The organism is Serratia sp. BFP-2025 (assembly GCF_050880365.1).
Lineage (GTDB): Bacteria > Pseudomonadota > Gammaproteobacteria > Enterobacterales > Enterobacteriaceae > Serratia > Serratia surfactantfaciens.
Window position 1 is genome coordinate 3173067 of sequence record NZ_JBPAFV010000001.1, and the last position, 22980, is coordinate 3196046.

Consider the following 22980-nt stretch of genomic DNA (forward strand, 5'->3'; position numbering starts at 1 on the left):
CCCACTGACAATCTAGGTGACTCGCATTGATAGGATTCGCAGCGTCAGCCCGGACTAACAGCAATAAAATCGATCTTGAATAACGCTATGTCTATTCTAAAGCCCGTCATATTGTGGACGATGCCCAGCGATCAGATTTGCCACCTGTGCATAATCCTTAATAACGCCGGGGTGGCGCCGTCCGGTGCAAAAAACAAAGCTACAGCGCTGTTCATTACCGATCAACTTCTCCGCCAAATTTCTGGCTCGCAGCTTAGGCGTGGCGTTCATTCTAAGGATCTGCATTTTCTCTGTTTCATTACTTTGGGGATGAAGCTTTTCTTCATACTCTCCCACCATCAGCGTGACCTGATTGACATGTTCATCAATGGCTAACTTGCCGTCAGGAATCAACGCCCCATTGCCCCACCAAATGGATGGACTGGCCGCTAAATAATTTTGAAATGCATCAGGATGATTAAACAGGGTATACAACACAAAATGACCACCGTGCGAATGGCCTGCCAGCGTTTGCCGATCTACGTTGACAGGATAATGCGCTTCGACCCATGGTTTAACGCATGCGGCAATAAACTGATAAAACGCTGCCGCTCCCCCCCCTTCCGCAAACTCTTTCTCTCCTGAGGGAACCGTATAATCGCGGGTTCTTGCCTTCAAGACATCCACCCCGTCTTGATAGCCAATGCCGACATAAAGAATATCCCCATCGCGTTTTCTGTTGTTACGTTCCGTCACGACCGAAAACTGGGAGTTAGCATCCAAAAGATACAGCGGGTTCAAATTGCCGCCAATCCCCCTACGATGAGAGATAAAGACTCTGTATCTTTGACCATTAAAGACAAAACACTTCGTTCTTGAAATTAAATCTTCACACATAACAACCTCACTTGTTTAAATGAATTAATCGCGTTAATGCCTTTCTTCTCAGATAAGAAAAAGACGGTGAGGTCCCAACGTAGCAACGCATATTCCCGTTTACGACGTTTGTGTGTTGTGCGATTTATGGCACGCAAGCCCAGGTATTGCATCATGCGCCGGATTAATAGGCTTTAGCTTTGCGGCAGAGTCGGTGACGGAGTGTACGAAAGGGAAAGTTAAAAAGTGAGGTGGTGCCGATAATAGGAGTCGAACCTACGACCTTCGCATTACGAATGCGCTGCTCTACCAACTGAGCTATATCGGCATCGAGCCAAGCCTGCGGGGCAAGCCGGAAGTGCGTTGAACAAGGTAGACCTGTGCGTGAAATGAGTCAATAGCCGCCGGGGTGTTTGGTTGTTTTGCAAGCAACCGCACTGCGGCACACTCAACCTTCCCAAAAACAATCAGGGCGCAGCATGCTGCGCCCTGACCTCTTTCTGACCGCAATCCGGCCCTAGCTGCGCACCAGATCGTCGCCGTAGCCGATCCACTTGTAGGTGGTCAGCGCGTCCAGGCCCATCGGGCCGCGGGCGTGCAGTTTCTGGGTGCTCACCGCCACTTCTGCGCCCAGGCCGAATTGGCCGCCGTCGGTGAAGCGGGTGCTGGCGTTGACGTACACCGCCGAGGAGTCCACCGCGCGCACGAAGTGCTCGGCGCTGCTCAGCGAGCGGGTGAGGATCGCGTCGGAGTGGTTGGTGCCGTGGGTGCGGATGTGGTCGATGGCCTGATCGATATCGTCCACCAGCAGCACGTTCAGATCCAACGACAGCCATTCGTCGTCGTAATCTTCCGCGTTCACCGGCACCACCGTCGCCGGGCCGCCCTGCAGCAGCGACAGCGCATTTTCCGCCGCGTGCAGCGTCACGCCCGCCGCCGCCATTTTGGCGCTCAGCGCCGGCAGGAACTCGGCGGCGATGCTGCGGTTCACCAGCAGCGTCTCCAGCGAGTTACAGGCGCTCGGGCGCTGGATCTTGGCGTTTTCAATCACCGTCAGGGCCTTGTCGAAATCGACGTCGGCATCCACATAGGTGTGGCACACGCCGATGCCGCCGGTGATCACCGGGATGGTCGATTGCTCGCGGCACAGCTTGTGCAGGCCGGCGCCGCCGCGCGGGATCAGCATGTCGACATAGCGATCCAGGCGCAGCAGTTCGTTCACCAATGCGCGATCCGGGCTGTCGATCGCCTGCACCGCCGCCGCCGGCAGGCCGCACTGTTCCAGCGCCTGCTGGATCACTTTTACCGTCGCCTGGTTGGTGTTGTGCGTCTCTTTACCGCCGCGCAGGATCACCGCGTTGCCGGTTTTCAGGCACAGGCTGGCGACGTCGATGGTGACGTTCGGGCGCGCCTCGTAAATCACGCCGATCACGCCGAGCGGCACCCGGCGGCGCTCCAGCTTCAGCCCGCTGTCCAGCAGGTTGCCGTCCAGCACGTGGCCGACCGGATCGTTCAGGCGGCACACCTGGCGCACGTCGTTAGCGATCGCCGCCAGCCGCGCCGGGGTCAACAGCAGGCGATCGAGCAGCGCTTCGCTCATGCCGCTGGCGCGCGCCTGCGCCATGTCTTGTTCGTTCGCCAGCAGGATCGCTTCGCTGTTGGCTTCCAGCCTGTCGGCCATCACCGACAGCACCTGATTCTTCTTCGCCGTGCTCAGCACCGCCAGCTGCCAGGAGGCCTGCTTGGCGGCCTTCCCCATCTGCTCCAGCATGCTCACTCCTTAACTGACAATCATATCGTCGCGGTGCACTGCCACCGGACCGTATTCATAACCGAGGATTTCGCTGATTTCCTGCGAGTGGTGCCCGGCGATCATGCGCATCGCATCGCTGTTGTAGCGGCTGACGCCGTGCGCCAGATCGCGCCCCGCCAGGTTGCGGATGCGGATCACTTCGCCGCGCGAGAAGTCGCCCTTCACTTCGCGGATGCCTTTCGGCAGCAGCGAGCTGCCGCGCGCCATCATCGCTTCCACCGCGCCGTCGTCGACGGTGATCTCACCGGCCGGCGGCGCGCCGAAGATCCAGCGCTTGCGGTTTTCCAGCGGGGTTTCCAGCGCGTGGAAACGGGTGCCCACCGGCTTGCCTTCGATCACGTCCGCCACCACGCCCGGCTTGCTGCCGGCGGCGATCACGACGTCGATGCCGGCGCGGCAGGCCACGTCGGCCGCCTGCAGTTTGGTGCCCATGCCGCCAGTGCCCAGACCGGAAACGCTGTCGCCGGCGATGGCGCGCAGCGCGTCGTCGATGCCGTGCACTTCACGGATCAGTTCGGCCTGCGGGTTGTTGCGCGGATCGGCGGTGTAGAGGCCCTGCTGATCGGTCAGCAGCAACAGTTTGTCGGCCCCGGCCAGAATGGCCGCCAGCGCCGACAGGTTATCGTTGTCGCCCACCTTGATTTCGGCGGTGGCGACGGCGTCGTTCTCATTGATTACCGGCACGATGCGGTTGTCCAGCAGCGCCGTCATGGTGTCGCGCGCGTTGAGGAAGCGCTCGCGGTCTTCCAGATCGGCGCGCGTCAGCAGCATCTGCCCGACGTGGATGCCGTAAATGGAGAACAGCTGTTCCCACAGCTGGATCAGTCGGCTCTGCCCCACCGCCGCCAGCAGCTGCTTGGAAGCGATGGTGGCGGGCAGCTCGGGGTAGCCCAGGTGCTCGCGCCCGGCGGCGATCGCGCCGGAGGTGACGATGACGATGCGGTGGCCCGCGGCGTGTTGCTGCGCGCACTGGCGCACCAATTCGACGATGTGGGCGCGGTTCAGACGCAGCGATCCGCCGGTCAACACGCTGGTGCCCAATTTCACAACCAATGTCTGGCTGCCGTTCATAGTATTTCTGCCGTGTGTAATGATGAGAAGAAGAGTGCAAAGGTCTTTGTAACAGGAGAGACGCGTTATGCCAACAGGCACAACGCGAAATCAGCACAATACGTGGTCAAACGGGGTCAGGCGGAGAGTTTGATCAGTTTTTCTTTGAAATCGTCGGCGGGTTCCAGCCCCAGATCCATGGTCGCCAGCAGCTCGCCCAGGCGGCGATGGAAGTCGCGCAGGGTGTCTTCCAGCTTGGCGCTCACTTCATCATCCTTAATGTTTTGCGCCGTCCAGTCGCCTTCTTTGTCGAACAGGCCGAATTGGTACGAATAGGTGAAGCGCGCCTCTTCCGCCTGCAGCTCCATCCACCAGCCCCAGAACTCGCGCTTCTCCGGAGCGGGCTTTACATTGACGCAGACGGCCAAACAATCAAAGAAAAAACGGTCGTTTTCACATTGCCCTTCACGCAGGTACGGCCCCAAGCTGGCAAAACGTTTCATTAGTCGGCTTTTAGGGTGACCACTCGGTAACGTCATTCTCTAACCTCCTCAATGTAGACCACTCTTTTTAACAAACTGTTAAAATTTAGCAACTAATTAACGCATTTTGTCCTTCAGCCAGCCGGACATCTGCAGCAACGCCCGGTGGAAGCTGTCGTAGACCGGGGTGCGCGGGATGGCGATCAGCTTGCCGCTCACCGAGGAGGTGACGATCAGCTGCGACTCCTCTTTCGGGCTGAGCGTATCGCGCTCCCAGTAGCCTGAGATCATCGGCGTCGGGCAACGGCGCCCCAGCAGCCCCTGCATTTTCAGCGAGTAGCTGTTCAGCTCCACCTTCAGCACGTTGTCGGAAGCGTTAGCCATGCCCATGCGGCTGGCCAGCACGTCCATATACATGTCCGGCACGTTCAACTGGGTGCTGCCGTCGCACAGCAGGCGATGCACCACCGGGCCCAGGCAGGCCACGCCGCGCAGCCGCTGCGGCTCCAGATAGGCCAGTCGCACCGCCACGTTAGCGCCGAAGCGGAAGCCGAAAGCACTCACCCGCTGATGATCCACCCACGGCACCGAGGACAGCTGGATCAGCACCTGCTGATGCAGGTAGCTGGAATCCTGCGTCAGCTTCCATTTGCAGGAGGAGCCGATCGACGGCATGTCGAGCGTCAGCATGGCGATGCCGTGCGGCGCCAGGTAGTCGCGGAACAGCCGGTGGTAGTCGGTCTGCAGCGTATCGAGGCTGCCGCACATCAGCACCGTCGGGAACGGCGCCTCGCCCTTCTCCGGCATGTGCAGGAAACCGGTGACGCTGCCGCCGCCTTCGATGCGGAATTCGAGCTCTTTCAGCTGATACGGCAGCAGCAGCGCCGCCTCTTCGTAAGCGCGGTTAGCCAGCATCTCCGCCTGTTCGGCCAGCTCGTCGCCCTTCAGGTGCGGGTAACCGGCGATGCTGTACAGGCTCGCGGCCTTCAGCCAGTACTCGCCGCCGAGCAGCGGATCCTGCTGCTCCGTCGCCCGCTGCTGCCACTGCATGCCCTGATGGATCCACTCGTAGATCCAGTTGCCGTTGCGGTAGCCCACCACGGTATCCAGCCGTTGCGGATTGCTGCGCTCGGCGTCCGAGGCGGCGATGCGCGCCAGCACTTCGTGGATTTCGATCGGGCTGACGCCGCGCCAGGCCCACAGCAGCGGATTCAGCATGCGGTACCAGCTGCCGGTGGTGTCGCCTTCCAATGCGGAATGCATGGCGGCGCTCACTTTGTTGCGCGCGCGCAGCACCAGCGTCGAGGTTTCAGGGTGTTTGAATTTAGGCTTGAAAAGAATTTCAGAAAGGTTGGCCTGTGCCATGGTAACAACAGCCTCCGTAAATCTGGCGATAGGCCGCAACAGGCCTACTTAACTAGAGGTAGTGTACCTAACTCTGGCGGGATAAACCAAGATAACGCAAACGCCCGGCATAACCGGGCGTTGATTTGGAACTGGCTGGGCTTAGCGACCGCCGATAGGGGGAACGAAGCTGACGCCCATGTCCCACGGCTGCTCGATCCAGGTGTCCTGCGGGATGTCGACCACATAGTCGTCCACCAGTGGACGGCCCGCCGGCTTGGCGAAGATGGTGACGAAATGCGCTTTCGGGTACATATCGCGGATCGCTTTTGCGGTACCGCCGGTATCCACCAGATCGTCTACTACGATGAAGCCTTCACCGTCGCCTTCGGCGCGCTTGAGCACTTTCATTTCGCGTTGGTTGTCATGGTCGTAGCTGGAAATGCAGACGGTATCCACATAGCGAATTCCCAGTTCGCGCGCCAGCAGGCCCGCCGGCACCAGACCGCCGCGGCTTACGGCAATGATGCCGGTCCATTTGTCGGCAGGCAGCAGGCGGTGCGCCAGCTTGCGTGCATGTATTTGCAGCATATCCCAGGTAACAACGTATTTTTCGCTCATAGAATCGTGTCCCAGCCGGCTGGTGAAGCGGCTTACTTTATAGTTCAGGGGAAAAAAGGTTGCGCGAGATTATAGAGACTGGCCGCGTTGAATTCCAGCTGTACCGAGGAAAACCTCGCGATTTCCGCCGCGCGGCTTTTCGGTGATTGATGCTGAAAAAGCGAACGTTCCCGCCGCGAAGCCGTGTGATCAAGCGCTTAAACCGCACAATACGGGGCGCGCGCCGCCGGAAATAAAGTGATATTCTCTGATGATCGTGCCACGACGCACAGATACCCGCTCACCTCAACCGCGCGGCACGCCCGTCCTGTCGGAGCCTGCCGTCACAGGAGACTTATAGTGTCTGAATTGTCTCAGCTTTCGCCACAGCCGCTGTGGGATATTTTCGCCAAGATCTGTTCTATCCCGCACCCTTCTTATCATGAAGAAGCGCTGGCGCAGCACATCCTCACCTGGGCCAAAGAGAAGAACCTGCACGCCGAGCGTGATCAGGTCGGCAATATCCTGCTGCGCAAGCCGGCCACCAAAGGCATGGAAAACCGCAAGCCGGTCGCGCTGCAGGCGCACCTGGACATGGTGCCGCAAAAGAATAACGACACCGTGCACGACTTCGCCAAGGATCCGATCCAGCCTTATATCGCCGGCGAGTGGGTGAAAGCGCGCGGCACCACGCTGGGCGCCGACAACGGCATCGGCATGGCCTCCGCCCTGGCGGTGCTGGCCGACGACAGCGTTGAGCACGGCCCGCTGGAAGTGCTGCTGACCATGACCGAAGAAGCCGGCATGGACGGCGCCTTCGGGCTGCAGCCGAACTGGCTGCAGGCGGACATCCTGATCAATACCGATTCCGAAGAAGAAGGCGAAATCTACATGGGTTGCGCCGGCGGTATCGACTTCATCACCACCCTGCCGCTGCAGCGCGAAGCGGTGCCGGCCGGTTATCAAACCCTGAAGCTGACCCTCAAGGGCCTGAAAGGCGGCCACTCCGGCGCCGAGATCCACGTCGGGCTGGGCAACGCCAACAAACTGCTGGCGCGCTTCCTGTTCGCCCATGCGGCGGCGCTGAACCTGCGCGTGCTGGATCTGAACGGCGGCACCCTGCGCAACGCCATTCCGCGTGAAGCCTCTGCGGTGGTTGCGGTGCCGGCGGACAAAGCCGACGCGCTGAAAGCGCTTAGCCAGGAGTTCCTGGCGGTGCTGCAGAACGAACTCTCCGCCAAAGAGAAGAACATCACCGTGCTGCTGGAGCCGACCACCAGCGCTTCGCAGGCGCTGAGCGCCGACAGCCAGCAGCGCTTCCTCGCGCTGCTGAACGGCACGCCGAACGGCGTGATCCGCATGAGCGACACGGTAAAAGGCGTAGTGGAAACCTCGCTGAACGTCGGCGTGGTCACCACCAGCGAAAACGAAGCGGAAATCATCTGCCTGATCCGCTCTCTGATCGACAGCGGCAAAGACTACGTGGTCGAAATGCTGACCGCGCTGGGCCAGCTGGCCGGCGCCAAAGTGGCGCCGAAGGGCGGCTACCCGGGCTGGCAGCCGGACGCCGATTCACCGGTGATGCACCTGGTGCGCGAGCTGTATCAGGATCTGTTCGACAAGACGCCGAACATCATGGTGATCCACGCCGGCCTGGAATGCGGCCTGTTCAAAAAACCGTATCCAAACATGGATATGGTATCGATCGGGCCAACCATCACCGGCCCGCACTCGCCGGATGAGCAGGTACATATCGAAAGCGTCGGTCTGTACTGGAAGCTGCTGACCTCGCTGCTGAAAGCTATCCCTGAGCGCGCGTAATCTGCGCGCTTAACGCAAAAAGCCGGCACCCGCCGGCTTTTTTTATTCCCACGACAGCGCCAGCTGCCGCTCCAGCTGCGGATCGAGCAGCGTCACGTGCAGCCCCACCAGCCGCACGCCGCGTCCTTCACGCCGTTCGCGCCACGCCTGCCGCGCCACCGCCAGCAAATCCTGCTGATTCAGCACCGGGAACACGTGCTCCTGGGTGGTTTGCTGAAAATCCTGAAACTTCAGCTTCACGCCCTGCCGGGCGATGTGCAGATCCGGCTTCACCTTACGTAGCCGCATCTCCAGCTCGGGGTAGAGTTTGTCGATAATCAGCGTTTCGCAATCTTCCCAGTCGTGAATGTCTTCCGCCAGCGTGCGCTCCACGCCCACCGATTTACGCAGCCGCTCCGCCGAGATTTCGCGCCGATCGATGCCCTGACACCGCTCCCACAGCACCCGGCCGAACTTGCCGAAGCGCTTGAGCAGCTGCGCCAAATCGTATTGCTGCACGTCGGCGCAGGTGATAAGCCCCACTTCCTCCAGCCGTTTGGCGGTCACCTTGCCGACGCCGGGGATCTTGCTGAGCGGCAGCTGCTGCAAAAACGCCGGCACCTGCGCCGGGGTGATCACGTATTGCCCATTCGGCTTGTTCATCTCGGAAGCGATTTTGGCGAGAAACTTGATCGGCGCGACACCGGCCGACGCGGTGAGATTCAGCTCGTCGGCGATCGCCTGACGGATCTCCTGGGCGATCAGCGTCGCCGAGCCGTTGCATTGCGGGCTGTCGGTCACGTCGAGATAGGCTTCATCGAGCGACAGCGGCTCGATCAACGGGGTATAGCGGGCGAAGATTTCACGGATATGCAGCGAAGCCTCTTTGTAGGCCGCCATGCGCCCCGGCAGCAGGGTGAGATGCGGGCACAGCTTTAGCGCCATCGCCGTGGACATGGCGCTGTGTACGCCGTAGCGCCGCGCCGGGTAGTTGGCGGTGCTGATCACCCCGCGCCGATCGGCGCTGCCGCCAATCGCCAATGGGATATCGCGCAGGCTGGGATCGTCGCGCATTTCCACCGCCGCGAAGAAGCAGTCCATATCGACATGAATGATTTTACGCATCGCACCCTCCAGTAACACTGTATAAGTATACAGTCAGATACCGAAAGCTCAAGGCCGCAGGCTTCGATGAAAGCACCGCTTCCGTCAGATATTTCCGCGTTGTTAAAAAAGCTTAATTTTTCAATAGTATGATCTCCGCTATCCCGTGCGGCTCACCACAACGATAACGACAAGGTACTCTACATGATCAGATTTTCTCATTGGCTGCTGGCTTCCGCGCTGTCGCTGAGCGCGCTGGCGGCCAGCGCCGCCGCCGGTCACGCGCCGGCGATCGTCGCCCATCGCGGCGGCACCGCCGATGCGCCGGAAAACACCCGCATCGCCATCGAAACCGCGCTGAAAAACGGTGCCGACGCCGTTTGGATCACACTGCAAGAATCCAAAGACGGCGTCATCGTGCTGTATCGCCCCTCGGATCTGACGGCGCTGACCAACCGGCAGGGCCCGGTCTCTGCGTATACCGCCGCACAATTGGCCGAGACCGATGCCGGCTGGGCGTTCGCCAAAGGCGATGCGCATCCGTTCCGCGGCCAGGGCATCGGCATTCCGCGGCTGGACGAGGTGCTAAAAGCGTTTCCGCACGTCACCTTCTATCTGGACATCAAATCCCCGGACGCCGATCCGGCGCAGTTTGGCCAGGCGCTGCTGGCGACGCTGGAAAGCACCGACAGCCTGAACCGCACCCGCGTTTACTCTACCGACGCCAAATACCTGCAGGCGCTGCCGCCGGCCATCCCGCGCTTCGAAAGCCGCGACGAGACCCGCACGCTGCTGGCCAACGTCACCATGGCGCACCAGTGCGATGTCAAACCGGACAACCGACAGCCGCGCTGGTATGGGCTGGAGCTGAAGCGCGAGGTGGAAGTGGTAGAGAAGTACACCCTCGGCGAAGGGCGCTCGAAGGCGTTTCTGACCTGGGATAAAGAATCGATGGACTGTTTCCGCTCGCAGGGCCCGGCACACATCATTCTGTTCGGCGTCAACACGCCGCAGGAATATCAGCAGGCGCTGGCGCTGGGCGCCGACGGCGTGATGGTCAACTCGCCGGCCGAGGCGAAAAGCTTCCGCAAGGCGAAATAAAAAAACCCGGCCAAGGCCGGGTTTTCGCTTCGCTACAGAATGCGGTGCTTGTCCAACTGCTCGCGCCGCTGCGCCGCTTTGGCTTCGCGCTTTTTGCGCGCATCGCAGGGTTCCGGGCAGTCGCAGACTTTCTCCATCCCCAGCGCAGTGATGCCGCCGCAGCTGCCCTGCAGGCTTTTGCGTTTAAACACATAGCCCAGCGACATGCCGCCGACGATCAGCAGGAACAACACGAAGGTGGCGGCGAATACCGTCAACATAACAACCTCACGAACTCTTTTTCAGATAGGGTTTGAACGCATCCGAATAACGCTCCTCAAACCCGTCGGCGGTTTTCACGATCATGAACACCGGGATACCGAGCAGGTTGGCCAGCGCCATCCCGCGCTCCGGCCCCATTACGTTCAGGCCGGTGGACAGGCCGTCGGCGGTCATGCAGGTCGGGCTCAGCACGGTGATCGACACCAAACGGTGATGAATGGGCCGGCCGGTGACCGGATCGATAGTGTGCGAATAGCGCACCCCGTCCTGCTCGAAGTAGTTGCGATAGTCACCCGAGGTGGCGATCGACATATCTCCCGGCTGGATCACCAGCTGCGCCTGCTGCTGCGCGCCGGCGGTCGGGCGTTCGATGGCAATACGCCACGGCTTTTGCTCGCCGTTGCGCCCGCGGGTGCGCACTTCGCCGCCAATATCCACCATGTAGTTTTGCACGTGCTGCGATTGCAGGTATTCCGCCACCACGTCTACGCCATACCCCTTGGCGATCGACGACAGGTCGACATACAGCTCGGGGATGCTTTTCACCAGCGCGCTGCCCTGCACCGACAGCTTGTCGGCGCCGGTCCAGGCGCGACGGTGCTCCAGCTCCGCCTCGCTCGGCACTTTATCCGGCCGCCCTTCCGGGCCGAAGCCCCACAGATTGACCAGCGGCCCGACGGTCACGTCCAGCGCGCCGTCGGTGACACGGTTGATGCGCAGCGCTTCGCGCACCACCTCGGCGGTCGCCGGTGAAACCGGGAACGGCCGCTCAATGTCGCGGCTGGCGTTGAAGCGGCTCAGCTCGGAATCCGGCCGGTAGGTGGACATTTGGTCGTTCACCTGCTCCAGCCGTTTGTCGATCTCCGCCTGCATCTCGCGCGCCGACGGCGTATCGTCGCCGGTCACATAACGGATCGAATACGAGGTGCCCATGGTTTTACCCGCCAGGTTCACCTGTTCCGGCCCGCAGCCGGTCAGCAGCAGGGTGGCGCTCAGCACCACGCCCGTCAGCCAGTTCTTCATCGCCAATGCGCGCATTTAGCCACCAAAGTCATCCAGCATGATGTTTTCGTCTTCGACGCCCAGATCTTTCAGCATCTTGATCACCGCGGCGTTCATCATCGGCGGCCCGCACATGTAAAACTCGCAGTCCTCCGGCGCCGGGTGGTTCTTCAGATAGTTCTCCAGCAGAACATTATGGATAAAGCCGGTGTAGCCGGTCCAGTTATCTTCCGGCTGCGGATCCGACAGCGCCACGTGCCAGGTGAAGTTGTCGTTCTCCGCCTGCAGCTGGTTGAAGTCGTCTTCATAGAACATCTCGCGCAGCGAACGCGCGCCGTACCAGAAGGTGATCTTGCGCTTCGAGTTCAGGCGCTTGAGCTGATCGAAGATATGCGAGCGCATCGGCGCCATGCCCGCGCCGCCGCCGATAAAGATCATTTCGGCGTCGGTGTCCTTGGCGAAGAACTCGCCGAACGGCCCGGAGATGGTCACCTTGTCGCCGGCCTTCAGCGACCAGATATAGGAAGACATGATGCCCGGCGGCACCTCCGGATTGTTCGGCGGCGGCGTGGCGATACGCACGTTGAGCATGATGATGCCCTTCTCTTCCGGGTAGTTGGCCATCGAGTAGGCGCGCACCGTGGTGTCGTTTACCGTCGAGCGGTAGCGGAACAGGTTGAACTTGTCCCAGTCGCCGCGATATTCCTGCGGCACGTCGAAGTCGGCGTAGCTGATGTCGTGCGCCGGCGCTTCGATCTGGATGAAGCCGCCCGCGCGGAACGGCACGTCTTCGCCATCGGGGATCTTCAGCTTCAGCTCTTTGATAAAGGTGGCTTTGTTATCGTTGGAGATAACCTCGCACTCCCATTTCTTCACGCCGAAGATCTCTTCCGGCAGCTCGATCTTCAGGTTTTGCTTCACGTTCACCTGGCACGCCAGGCGGCAACCCTCTTTCGCTTCGCGCTTGTTGATGTGCGAGAGCTCGGTCGGCAGGATATCGCCGCCGCCCTCTTTGATCACCACCCGGCACTGGCCGCAGGAGCCACCACCGCCGCAGGCCGAGGAGACGAAGATCCCCTGGCTGGAGAGCACGTTGAGCAGCTTGTCGCCCGCCGGCGCATGGAAGCTCTTATCCAGATCGCCGTTGATCTCCACCGCGATGTCGCCGGTATTCACCAGCTTCGATTTGGCAAACAGGATCAGCAACACCAGCACCATCACGATGGTGGTGAACATTGCTACGCCTAAAATAATTTCCATAAATTCTTCCCGCCTTTACAACTGAACACCGGAGAAGGACATGAAGCCCAGCGCCATCAGTCCGGTGGTGATAAAGGTAATGCCCAGGCCGCGCAGTCCCGCCGGCACGTTGGCATATTTGAGTTTTTCGCGGATCCCCGCCATGGCGACGATCGCCAGCATCCAGCCGGTGCCGGAGCCGATGCCGTACACCACCGATTCGGCGAAGTTGTAGTCGCGCTGCACCATGAAGGACACGCCGCCAAAGATGGCGCAGTTCACGGTGATGAGCGGCAGGAAGATGCCGAGCGCGTTATACAGCGATGGGAAGAAGCGATCGAGGATCATCTCCAGAATCTGCACCAGTGCCGCGATCACGCCGATGAAGGTGATGAAGTTGAGGAAGCTCAGATCGACGCCGTCCACCAGCGCGCCGTCGCGCAGGATCAGGTTGTAGACCAGGTTGTTCACCGGCACCGAAATGCCGAGCACGATGGTCACCGCGATGCCCAGGCCAAAGGCGGTCGAGACCTTCTTCGACACCGCCAGGAAGGTACACATCCCGAGGAAGAACGCCAGCGCCATGTTCTCAACGAACACCGCGCGCACAAACAGGCTGATATAGTGTTCCATCGGCCTTTACTCCTTTTCGATCTGCGCCGGCTTCAGGGTGCGCAGCACCCAGATCAGCAGGCCGATGATGAAGAACGCGCTCGGCGCCAGCAGGAACAGGCCGTTCGGCTGGTACCAGCCGCCGTTCTGCACCGTTTCCAGCACCGGCACGCCGAACAGCTTGCCGGAGCCGATCAGCTCGCGCAGGAAACCGACCAGCACCAGGATCACCCCGTAGCCCAGCCCGTTGCCGATGCCGTCCATAAAGCTCTCGATCGGCGGCGATTTCATGGCGTAGGCCTCGGCGCGCCCCATCACGATACAGTTGGTGATGATAAGGCCAACGAACACCGACAGCTGCTTGGAGATCTCGAACGCATAGGCGCGCAGCAGCTGATCGACCACGATCACCAGCGAAGCGATAATCGCCATCTGCACGATAATGCGCACGCTGTTGGGAATGTGATGACGGATCAGCGAGATGAAGAAGCTGGAGAACGCCGTCACCAGCGTCACCGCAATGGTCATCACCACCGCCGTCTCCAGCTTGGTGGTCACCGCCAGCGCGGAGCAAACGCCCAGCACCTGCAGGGCGATCGGGTTATTGTCGAACAGCGGCCCCAGCAGGACCCGCTTTATCTCTTTGGAATCAGCCATTTTTCAGCGCTCCTTCACGAACTTTTTTCAGGAACGGGCCGAAGCCGTGCTCGCCCAACCAGAAATCAAACGTATGCTGCACGCCGTTGGAGGTCAGCGTGGCGCCGGACAGGCCGTCCACCCCGTGCACATCTCCCTGACGCGCGCCGCCTTTCACCACGCGGATCGCCGGCTGGCCGTTGTCGTCGAACAGTTGCTTGCCGACCCACTGCTGGCGCCAGGACGGGTTCTCGACCTCACCGCCCAGCCCCGGGGTTTCCCCCTGGTCGTAGTAGGTGATGCCCTTGACCGTGTTGCCATCGTTATCCAGCGCCACGAAGGCGTACATCATCGACCACAGACCGGTGCCGTATACCGGCAGCACAATCTTGTTCACCTGGCCGCTTTCGTTGCGCACCAGATAGATTTCCGCCTGGTTGCTGCGGCGCTTGATGCCGGCCGGATCGTCGCCCGCCGCCAGCGCCACGCTTTTGGCGTCGTCGCGCAGCGCAGCGCCCAGATCGAACGCCGCCGCCTTGCCGGCGACAAACTCGCCGCTGCTCAGATCCACCAAACGCGGCTCGATGCGCTCGCTGTACAGGTGTTTAACCTGCTCGCTCTCCATTTTCGGCTGCAACAGGCCGGCTACGTCGAGAATATTGCGCTGCTTATCGAGCAGCTTTTGCTCCTGCTGTTTGGACTTCAGGCCGACGGCGGAGCCCGCCACCACCACTGAACACACCAGACACAGCAGCAGCACTACCAGCAGCGTTTTACCGATGCCGTCGTTTTTCGCTTCATTCGCCACGGGCTTTTCTCCGCTTGATGTTGGCCTGCACCACCAGGTAATCGAACAGCGGCGCGAACAGGTTGGCGAACAGGATCGCCAGCATCATGCCTTCCGGATAGGCGGGGTTGACCACCCGGATCAGCACGCACATCACGCCGATCAGAATGCCGTACCACCATTTCCCCTTGTTGGTGAAGGAGGCGGAAACCGGGTCGGTCGCCATAAAGATCATGCCGAAGGCGAAACCGCCCAGCACCAGGTGCCAGTACCACGGCATGGCGAACATCGGGTTGGTGTCGGAACCGATGGCGTTGAACAGCATGGCGGAAGCCACCATGCCGAGCATCACGCCGGCGACGATGCGCCAGGAGGCCACGCGGCCGAACAGGATAATCGCCCCGCCGATCAGGATCATCAGCGTGGACACCTCACCGATCGAGCCGGGAATGTTGCCGAGGAAAGCGTCCATCCAGCTGATGGACTGGCCGGTGGCTACGTTGCTCAGGCTGTGCGCCCCGCCAGCGCTCCACTGCGCCAGCGGCGTCGCGCCGGAGAAACCGTCAGCGGAAGTCCACACCAGATCGCCGGAGATCTGCGCCGGATAGGCGAAGAACAGGAAGGCGCGGCCGGCCAGCGCCGGGTTGAGGAAGTTGCGCCCGGTGCCGCCGAAGATCTCTTTGGCCACGACCACGCCGAAGGTGATACCCAGCGCGGCCTGCCACAGCGGCAGGGTCGGCGGCACGATCAGCGCGAACAGGATAGAGGTGACGAAGAAACCTTCGTTGACCTCATGCTTGCGGATGATGGCGAACAGCACTTCCCAGAAACCGCCGACGACAAACACCACGGCGTAGATCGGCAGGAAGTAACAGGCGCCCAGCACCATTTTGCTGACCCAGCCGGCGTCGGCCGCCAGCGAGGCGCCGAGCCACTGCGCCAGACGATAATGCCAGTCGCCCGCCAACACCTGTTGCAGCTCGTCGCCGCTGTACAGATGATGCAGCGCCGGGATCGCCTGCTGGCCGACGTTGTACATGCCCCAGAACATCGCCGGGAACACCGCCAGCCACACCAGGATCATCATGCGTTTCAAATCGATGGCGTCGCGCACGTGCGAAGCGCCGCGCGTCACCGTGCCGGGGGTGTAAAACACCGTGGTGGTCGCTTCATACAGCGGATACCACTTTTCCAATTTGCCGCCCGGCGTGAAGTGATGCTCTATCTTCTCAAAATAATTCTTCAGGCCCATCGGTTATCCTTCCTGCTCAATCTTGGTCAGCACCTCGCGCAGCACCGGCGCGTACTCATATTTGCCGGGGCAAACGAAGGTGCACAGCGCCAGATCTTCCTCGTCCAGCTCCAGACAACCCAGCGCCTGCGCGCTGTCGCTGTCGCCCGCCAGCAGATCGCGCAGCAGCAGCGTCGGCAGAATATCCAGCGGCATCACCCGCTCGTAGTTGCCGATCGGCACCATGGCGCGCTCGCCGCCGTTGGTGGTGGTCGAGAAGGCGAACAGTTTGTTCTTCAGGAAGTGGCCCAGCGTGGTGCGGGTAATGGAGAACTTGTTCGGCGAAGGCACGATCCAACCGAACAGCTCTTTGTCGCGCCCTTCTTCCAGCACCGACACCTGCGAGTGGAAGCGGCCGAGCCAGGCGTTCGGCCCGGCGGCGTGCATGCCGTTCAGCACCGAACCGGAGATCACCCGGTTCTCGCCGCCTTTCAGGCGGCCGGCAGTCAGCTCATTGAGGCTGGCCCCCAGACGAGTGCGCAGCAGCGCCGGCTTCGCCACCTGTGGCCCGGCCAGCGCCACGACCCGGCGGGTGTCGAGCTTGCCGGTAGTGAACAGCGTGCCGATGGCGATCGCATCCTGGTAGCCGATGTGCCAAACGGTTTTCTTCAGGCTGACCGGTTCGAGGAAGTGAATGTGAGTGCCTGCCAACCCGGCGGGATGCGGGCCGGCGAATTCGCTGTAAGCGATCTGCGGGCCGCTCTGCTGGCCAACCGAAGCGCCGGCGGCATGGCACACGTGCACCTTGCCCGCCGTCAGGCGCGCCAGCACCACCAGCCCGGCGTTGAACGCCGCCTGCTGCTCGGCGATGATCACCTGCGGATCGGCGGCCAACGGCTGGGTGTCCATAGCGGTGACGAAAATGGCGCGCGGTTCGCTGCCGGGAGCCGGCGTCTTGCTGAACGGGCGGGTGCGCAGCGCGGTCCACAGGCCGCTGGCGATCAGTTCGCTCTCGACCTGCTCGCGCGGCAGCTGGGCCAGTTCACCCAGCGGGTAGTGCGCGAACTCGAGCTGATCGTCGCCGCCGTTTTCCAGCGCAATCACCACCGATTGCAATACGCGCCGCTCGCCGCGGTTAATCGCGGCGATGCGGCCGCTGGCGGGAGCCGTGAAGAAAACCCCGGGGTTTTTCTTGTCTTCGAACAACGCCTGGCCTTTCTTAACGGTATCGCCTTCCTGCACCAGCATGGAGGGGCGCATTCCGACATACTCTTCCCCAAGCAGGGCGACATGCTGAATGTTCGGGCCGTCTTGGATCGCCTGAACCGGAGCCCCGGCTATCGGCAGATCTAACCCTTTTCTGATCTTAATCATAGGATTTATACGATGTAGTTTGGTTTACACGTCTGCCCGGCCCCAGAGGCGGGTGCTGACGATGCCAGGATTGCCGGGCAGTGCGCACGACGGCACGCCCAACATGAACTTTCTCGCAGTGAATATATGGGGTAACGCGCATTCCTTTGATTCCCCCTTTCCGTTGTTTGCGCGACAGTCGATGTGTTAACGGCCTGTAGCCAAATAACCTTCAAAGCAACCGGGTTATATGCCATAACCCCTGCAGCTTCAATCGCCACAGCGCGTTAAATTGAAGAGGGAATATTAACATTGTTCGCAACATTGTTCTGCGTTCCGTCGTGACTTGGGTCAAGCAAACGCAATTAAATTTCGCCTGTTTTTCACTACTTATCGTTAAAATCTGCCGGTCATTTCACTTTTATCGAGCTTTGTCGTTTTTTTATACATATCACGTATTGCTAAAAATAAACGCGCTGGTAATCTGGCGGTGTTTTGCAGCAGTAAAAACAATAATCAGTGGCATGCTGGCCAGCTTGATTGCGCCGGCAGATAAATATAAGCAGGAATTATAATGAGCAAAATCGCGCTGTTGTTTGCGATGCTTGTTTCTATGCCGATGATCACGGCCTGCAGCGCCAGCGAGCAGGTACCCGAAGCGCCGGTAGTTAAACAGCAATTATTAGGTTCGCCGGTCTATATTCAGATCTTCAAAGAGGAACGCAAGCTGGAATTGTATGCCAGAATGGGCAATGAATTCCGTCTGGTCAACACGTTCCCGATCTGTAATTTTTCCGGCGGGCTGGGTCCTAAACGTCGTGAAGGCGACTTTAAAAGTCCTGAAGGCTTTTATAGCGTTGACGCGCGCCATCTGAAACCCGACAGCAAGTATTATCGGGCGATCAATATCGGTTTCCCTAATGATTACGATAAATCGCAGGGCTATTCCGGCGCTTATCTGATGATCCACGGTGAATGCAAATCGATCGGCTGTTACGCGATGACCAACACCTATATGGATGAAATCTATCGCTACGTCGAAGCCGCCTTCGCCTATGGCCAAAGCCGCGTCGACATCAGCATCTACCCGTTCCGCATGACCGATCAGAACCTCAAGCGCCATGCGTCATCCAGCTATATCGCCTTCTGGCGCCAGCTGAAACCGGGTTACGATTACTTCGCCAAGAACCACCAGCCGCCGATGATGACCGTAGACAACGGCCAGTATGTGCTGGGTCAACCGTTGATGAGCAGCGGCCAGATGACGCAGTACGCGTCAGCCAGCCCGACGCCCAACACCAATCCCTTCGCTCAGAACAAGCCGCTCACCGAAGTGAAATAACGCGAACTCGCCTGGCTCAATCTTGTGCCAGGTTTCGTTGGCGGTTAGCGGTTGGGTGGCGATCACCGTGACCACATCGTTCGGTGTGGTCTGCTGCTGAAAATCGATTTCCACGTCCTGATCGAGCAGCGTCGCCTTGCCGAACGGCGCGCGGCGCGTGATCCAATACAGATTGGTGGAGCAATAGGCCATCACGAAGCGCCCGTCCGACAACAGCATATTGAACACCCCTTTCTTGCGCAGCTGGCTCGCCAACAGGCCGATATAGCGGAAGACCGCCGGCCACTGGCTCGGGGTGCGCGGGTATTTCAGCGCCAGCTGATGCAGCAGCCAACAGAACGCATATTCGCTGTCGGTCTGACCGACCGGACGAAACGTGCCGGTATCCAGCTGACGATAGCCTTTCAATTGACCGTTGTGCGCGTAGGTCCAGTTGCGGCCCCAAAGTTCGCGGGTGAACGGATGGGTGTTTTCCAGCGCCACTTCACCGCGGTTGGCCTGACGAATATGAGACACCACCGCGCAGGACTTGATCGGATAGTCCTGCACCAGGCGGGCGATCGGCGAGTTGAAGCTCGGCTGCGGATCCTTGAAGGTGCGGCAACCGTTCCCTTCATAGAAGGTAATGCCCCAGCCATCTTTATGCGGCCCGGTGCGGCCGCCGCGCTGAACCAAACCGGTAAAGCTGAAGCAGATATCGGTCGGTACGTTTGCGCTCATCCCGAGCAGTTCACACATCGCCAGCACTCCTTAACCACACTGACACACGCCGAGCGGGCGCAACATGCGGCGCCCGCCGTCTTATTCATGGGGAGCCGCGGCCCCCCGAAGGCTATTACGCCTTAACCATCTCTTTTTCGATCAGCTGAATCAAGATGTGGATCGCTTTGATGTGGATTTCCTGAATGCGGTCGGCGTAACCGAAGTGCGGCACGCGAATTTCCACATCGGCAGAACCCGCCATCTTGCCGCCGTCCTTGCCGGTCAGGGTGATCACTTTCATCCCTTTGGCGCGCGCCGCGTCGATGGCCTTGATGATGTTGCCGGAGTTGCCGGAGGTGGAAATGCCCAACAGCACGTCACCTTCGCGGCCCACTGCTTCCACATAGCGGGAGAACACATACTCATAGCCGAAATCGTTGCTGACGCAGGACAGGTGGCTGACGTCCGAGATGGCAATCGCCGGGTAGCCCGGGCGGTTTTCGCGGTAGCGGCCGGTCAGCTCTTCGGCGAAGTGCATCGCGTCGCAATGGGAACCGCCGTTGCCGCAGGAAATCACTTTACCGCCGGCTTTGAAGGAATCCGCCAGCAGCACCGCCGCGCGTTGGATGGCGTCGATGTTGGCGTCGTCATTGATAAATTTCGCCAGGGTATCAGCCGCTTCGTTCAGTTCACTGCGAATAAGGTCGTGGTACATGAGGAACCTCTTGTTATCGTCAAATCTTCCGCTCCGCAGTGTACCGGATCGCGGAAACAGCGAGAAGCATTCTCAGCCAAACAGCGCGCCGGTTAAGGAAGCGGAGAGGTTTTTGATGATTGGTGCTGTCAGTTTGTGACCTGAGTTGTAATTAAACTGTAAACGCATTGATAAAAATTCTGCCTTGTACTAAAACCTATTACATACACACAACAGGTCAGACCTCTTACTACTTCGGAGCTTCTTATGATGGTTCTTAGTATTGTCGTTTTACTGGCTCTCCTCGGCGTGGTGTTCTACCACCGGGTGAACCTTACCCTCAGCAGCCTGATCCTGGTGGCGTACACCGCCGCCATGGGCGCTATCGGCCTGTGGAGCTTCTGGCTGTTGCTGCCGTTGGCTATCGTGCTGCTGCCGCTGAACCTTTCCTCCGTGCGCCGTTCCCTGCTTTCCGCGCCGGCGCTGCGCGCATTCCGCAAAGTGATGCCGCCGATGTCCACCACCGAAAAGGAGGCGATCGACGCCGGCACCACCTGGTGGGAAGGCGATCTGTTCCGCGGCGCGCCGGACTGGAACAAGCTGCACAACTACCCGAAACCGCGCCTGACGGCAGAAGAGCAGGCGTTTATCGACGGCCCGGTGGAAGAAGCCTGTCGCATGGCCAACGACTTCCAAATCACCCACGAACTGGCCGATCTGCCGCCTGAACTGTGGGCGTACCTGAAAGAACACCGTTTCTTCGCGATGATCATCAAGAAAGAGTACGGCGGCCTGGAATTCTCGCCTTATGCTCAGGCGCAGGTGCTGCAAAAACTGGCCGGCGTTTCCGGCATCCTGGCGATCACCGTCGGCGTGCCGAACTCCCTCGGCCCGGGCGAACTGCTGCAGCACTACGGCACTGAAGAACAGAAAAATCACTATCTGCCGGGCCTGGCGCGCGGCGACGAGATCCCTTGCTTCGCGCTGACCAGCCCGGAAGCGGGTTCCGATGCCGGTGCGATCCCGGACGTCGGCACCGTCTGCATGGGCGAATGGCAAGGCAAACAGGTGCTGGGCATGCGCCTGACCTGGAACAAGCGCTACATCACGCTGGCACCGGTCGCTACCGTACTGGGCCTGGCGTTCAAACTGCATGACCCGAATCGCCTGCTGAGCGACAACGAATCCCCGGGCATCACCTGTGCGCTGATCCCGACCAGCACGCCGGGCGTGGAGATCGGCAACCGCCACTTCCCGCTGAACGTGCCGTTCCAGAACGGCCCGACCCGCGGCACCGACGTATTCGTGCCGATCGATTACATCATCGGCGGCCCGAAAATGGCCGGCCAGGGCTGGCGCATGCTGGTTGAATGTCTGTCGGTCGGTCGCGGCATCACCCTGCCGTCCAACTCCACCGGCAGCCTGAAATCCATTGCCCTGGCGACCGGCGCCTACGCGCACATTCGCCGTCAGTTCAAGATCTCCATCGGCAAGATGGAAGGGATCGAAGAGCCGTTGGCGCGCATTGCCGGCAACACCTATGTGATGGACGCCGCCGCTTCATTGATCACCTATGCGCTGGTGCAGGGCGAGAAGCCGGCCGTACTGTCGGCCATCGTCAAATACCACTGTACGCACCGCGGCCAGCAGTCGATCGTTGACGCCATGGACATCGCCGGCGGTAAAGGCATCATGCTGGGCGAATCCAACTTCCTGGCTCGCGCTTATCAGGGCGCACCGATCGCCATCACGGTGGAAGGCGCGAACATCCTGACTCGCACCATGATGATCTTCGGTCAGGGCGCGATCCGCTGCCATCCTTATGTGCTGGATGAAATGGCGGCCGCGCAAAACAACGATCTGAACGCTTTCGATAAATCGCTGTTCGGCCACCTGGGCCACGTCGGCAGCAACAAGGTGCGCAGCTTCTGGCTGGGCCTGACCAATGGCCGCACCAGCGCCACGCCGACCAAGGACGCGACCCGTCGTTACTATCAGCAGTTGAACCGTCTGAGCGCCAACCTGGCGTTGCTGTCGGACGTTTCCATGGGCGTGCTGGGCGGCAGCCTGAAGCGCCGTGAGCGCATCTCCGCTCGCCTGGGGGATATCCTCAGCCAGATGTACCTGGCTTCCGCCGTGCTGAAACGCTTTGACGACGAAGGCCGTCAGAAAGAAGATCTGCCGCTGGTGCATTGGGGCGTGCAAGACAGCCTGCATAAAGCTGAACAGGCACTGGATGACCTGCTGCGCAACTTCCCGAACCGCTTTATCGCCGGCGCGATGCGCTTCGTGGTCTTCCCGCTCGGCCGCGTGCATACCGCACCGTCCGATCGTCTGGACCATCAGCTGGCCAAGATCCTGCAGGTGCCTTCCGCCACCCGCAGCCGTCTGGGGCGCGGTCAGTATCTGACGCCGAGCGAGCATAACCCAATCGGCCTGCTGGAAGCGGCGCTGGCCGACGTGATGGCCGCCGAGCCGATTCACGAACGCCTGTGCAAGGCGGCCGGCAAAAATCTGCCGTTCACCCGTCTGAATCGTTTGGCGGAACGCGCGCTGGAAGAAGGCAAGATCAGCGCCGACGAGGCGAAGATCTTGGTGAAAGCCGAAGAGAGCCGCCTGCGCTCCATCAACGTGGACGACTTCGCGCCGGACGCGCTGGCGGCCGCCAAGCCGGAAAAGCCGGCGGCGCAGTCTAAGCGCCAACAGCAGACCGAAGCGGCTTAACGCCAAGTCCAACTCCACGCATCCAAGGGGCGATCATCATCGCCCCTTTTTCTTTTCTTGCATCACAAACTGCGCACCGCGCCGCAGGTTGGCGCAGCGGCGGATTTCACCGGAAGGAAGTTCGAGTAGACTGCGCGGCGGGTGCTCTGGATCTTTCTGTCCGGAGCCTTGGCAAAGGAAAGAAAGAGAAAGGCCCCGAGTCGATATTATCAACCCGAGGCCACTCTGATGCCTAGCAACATCAGGTT

The 22980-nt window shown here is 60.3% G+C and carries 21 protein-coding genes and 1 tRNA gene; 4 read left to right on the forward strand and 18 right to left on the reverse strand.

What is annotated here, in order from left to right:
• Nucleotides 1-96: 96 nt before the first annotated feature.
• The 7 genes from ACRAWE_RS15270 to gpt all read right to left on the reverse strand — a co-directional run bounded on the left by ACRAWE_RS15270 (nt 97) and on the right by gpt (nt 6165).
• The gene (locus tag ACRAWE_RS15270) at nt 97-876 is read right to left on the reverse strand and encodes an alpha/beta hydrolase (protein ID WP_071891938.1); all 780 of its coding nucleotides are present in this window, start codon (nt 874-876) and stop codon (nt 97-99) included.
• Nucleotides 877-1107: 231 nt separating this feature from the next.
• Nucleotides 1108-1183, reverse strand: a tRNA-Thr gene (locus tag ACRAWE_RS15275).
• A 189-nt stretch (nt 1184-1372) separates the two neighbouring features.
• A complete protein-coding gene (gene proA, locus ACRAWE_RS15280; protein ID WP_432525545.1) occupies nt 1373-2626 on the reverse strand; it encodes a glutamate-5-semialdehyde dehydrogenase in 1254 nt (417 codons plus the stop codon).
• Nucleotides 2627-2635: 9 nt separating this feature from the next.
• Entirely contained in the window at nt 2636-3739 is a 1104-nt protein-coding gene (gene proB / locus ACRAWE_RS15285; protein ID WP_015376738.1) for a glutamate 5-kinase, read from the reverse strand.
• Nucleotides 3740-3855: 116 nt separating this feature from the next.
• Complete coding sequence (gene crl, locus ACRAWE_RS15290) at nt 3856-4257, reverse strand: sigma factor-binding protein Crl (RefSeq protein WP_025160082.1); 402 nt, start codon at nt 4255-4257, stop codon at nt 3856-3858.
• Between the two features lie 60 nt (nt 4258-4317).
• Nucleotides 4318-5565, reverse strand: coding sequence for an esterase FrsA (gene frsA / locus ACRAWE_RS15295; protein ID WP_432525546.1), 1248 nt, complete (start codon nt 5563-5565; stop codon nt 4318-4320).
• 141 nt (nt 5566-5706) lie between these two features.
• On the reverse strand, nt 5707-6165 hold the full coding sequence (gpt, locus tag ACRAWE_RS15300) for a xanthine phosphoribosyltransferase (protein ID WP_019454300.1): 459 nt from the start codon (nt 6163-6165) through the stop codon (nt 5707-5709).
• A 339-nt stretch (nt 6166-6504) separates the two neighbouring features.
• Between gpt and pepD the strand changes: the two genes are divergently transcribed.
• Entirely contained in the window at nt 6505-7965 is a 1461-nt protein-coding gene (gene pepD / locus ACRAWE_RS15305) for a beta-Ala-His dipeptidase (RefSeq protein ID WP_432525547.1), read from the forward strand.
• Between the two features lie 42 nt (nt 7966-8007).
• Here pepD and dinB read toward each other — a convergent pair whose 3' ends face one another.
• Nucleotides 8008-9069 (reverse strand): DNA polymerase IV, encoded by a 1062-nt coding sequence (gene dinB, locus ACRAWE_RS15310; RefSeq protein ID WP_019454302.1) that lies wholly within the window; start codon nt 9067-9069, stop codon nt 8008-8010.
• 183 nt (nt 9070-9252) lie between these two features.
• Between dinB and ACRAWE_RS15315 the strand changes: the two genes are divergently transcribed.
• Nucleotides 9253-10149 (forward strand): glycerophosphodiester phosphodiesterase family protein, encoded by an 897-nt coding sequence (locus ACRAWE_RS15315; RefSeq protein WP_432525549.1) that lies wholly within the window; start codon nt 9253-9255, stop codon nt 10147-10149.
• Between the two features lie 32 nt (nt 10150-10181).
• On the opposite strand, the gene nqrM is transcribed toward ACRAWE_RS15315, so the two are convergent.
• From nqrM to ACRAWE_RS15355, 8 genes are read right to left on the reverse strand one after another with little or no spacing between them, the layout of a single operon-like run.
• Complete coding sequence (gene nqrM, locus ACRAWE_RS15320; RefSeq protein WP_004930244.1) at nt 10182-10409, reverse strand: (Na+)-NQR maturation NqrM; 228 nt, start codon at nt 10407-10409, stop codon at nt 10182-10184.
• A gap of 7 nt (nt 10410-10416) precedes the next feature.
• A complete protein-coding gene (locus tag ACRAWE_RS15325; RefSeq protein ID WP_432525550.1) occupies nt 10417-11448 on the reverse strand; it encodes an FAD:protein FMN transferase in 1032 nt (343 codons plus the stop codon).
• The gene (gene nqrF, locus ACRAWE_RS15330) at nt 11449-12672 is read right to left on the reverse strand and encodes an NADH:ubiquinone reductase (Na(+)-transporting) subunit F (RefSeq protein ID WP_025160084.1); all 1224 of its coding nucleotides are present in this window, start codon (nt 12670-12672) and stop codon (nt 11449-11451) included.
• Nucleotides 12673-12687: 15 nt separating this feature from the next.
• Nucleotides 12688-13284, reverse strand: a complete 597-nt coding sequence (gene nqrE / locus ACRAWE_RS15335; protein ID WP_211130475.1) for an NADH:ubiquinone reductase (Na(+)-transporting) subunit E — start codon at nt 13282-13284, stop codon at nt 12688-12690.
• Nucleotides 13285-13290: 6 nt separating this feature from the next.
• Nucleotides 13291-13920 carry an NADH:ubiquinone reductase (Na(+)-transporting) subunit D gene (locus tag ACRAWE_RS15340; protein WP_004930232.1) on the reverse strand — a complete coding sequence of 210 codons (630 nt, stop codon included), beginning with the start codon at nt 13918-13920 and terminating at the stop codon, nt 13291-13293.
• A complete protein-coding gene (locus tag ACRAWE_RS15345; protein ID WP_432525551.1) occupies nt 13913-14707 on the reverse strand; it encodes a Na(+)-translocating NADH-quinone reductase subunit C in 795 nt (264 codons plus the stop codon). The genes ACRAWE_RS15340 and ACRAWE_RS15345 overlap by 8 nt, the downstream gene beginning before the upstream one ends.
• Nucleotides 14697-15938, reverse strand: coding sequence for an NADH:ubiquinone reductase (Na(+)-transporting) subunit B (locus ACRAWE_RS15350; RefSeq protein ID WP_019454307.1), 1242 nt, complete (start codon nt 15936-15938; stop codon nt 14697-14699). Before ACRAWE_RS15350 ends, ACRAWE_RS15345 begins: the two co-directional genes overlap by 11 nt.
• Before the next feature lie 3 nt (nt 15939-15941).
• Nucleotides 15942-17291 (reverse strand): Na(+)-translocating NADH-quinone reductase subunit A, encoded by a 1350-nt coding sequence (locus tag ACRAWE_RS15355; RefSeq protein WP_063918771.1) that lies wholly within the window; start codon nt 17289-17291, stop codon nt 15942-15944.
• Between the two features lie 553 nt (nt 17292-17844).
• On the opposite strand from ACRAWE_RS15355, the gene dpaA reads away from it, so the two are divergent.
• Complete coding sequence (dpaA, locus tag ACRAWE_RS15360; protein ID WP_019454309.1) at nt 17845-18612, forward strand: peptidoglycan meso-diaminopimelic acid protein amidase; 768 nt, start codon at nt 17845-17847, stop codon at nt 18610-18612.
• Here the strand turns inward: dpaA and ACRAWE_RS15365 are convergent.
• Together ACRAWE_RS15365 and lpcA are read right to left on the reverse strand one after the other, a co-directional pair.
• Nucleotides 18547-19350 (reverse strand): class II glutamine amidotransferase, encoded by an 804-nt coding sequence (locus ACRAWE_RS15365; RefSeq protein WP_019454310.1) that lies wholly within the window; start codon nt 19348-19350, stop codon nt 18547-18549. The two genes, dpaA and ACRAWE_RS15365, sit on opposite strands and share 66 nt — an antisense overlap.
• Before the next feature lie 97 nt (nt 19351-19447).
• The gene (gene lpcA, locus ACRAWE_RS15370) at nt 19448-20029 is read right to left on the reverse strand and encodes a D-sedoheptulose 7-phosphate isomerase (RefSeq protein ID WP_004930220.1); all 582 of its coding nucleotides are present in this window, start codon (nt 20027-20029) and stop codon (nt 19448-19450) included.
• 246 nt (nt 20030-20275) lie between these two features.
• Here lpcA and fadE point away from each other — a divergent pair, with 246 nt between their 5' ends.
• Nucleotides 20276-22732 carry an acyl-CoA dehydrogenase FadE gene (gene fadE, locus ACRAWE_RS15375; RefSeq protein WP_063918770.1) on the forward strand — a complete coding sequence of 819 codons (2457 nt, stop codon included), beginning with the start codon at nt 20276-20278 and terminating at the stop codon, nt 22730-22732.
• Nucleotides 22733-22980: the final 248 nt, after the last annotated feature.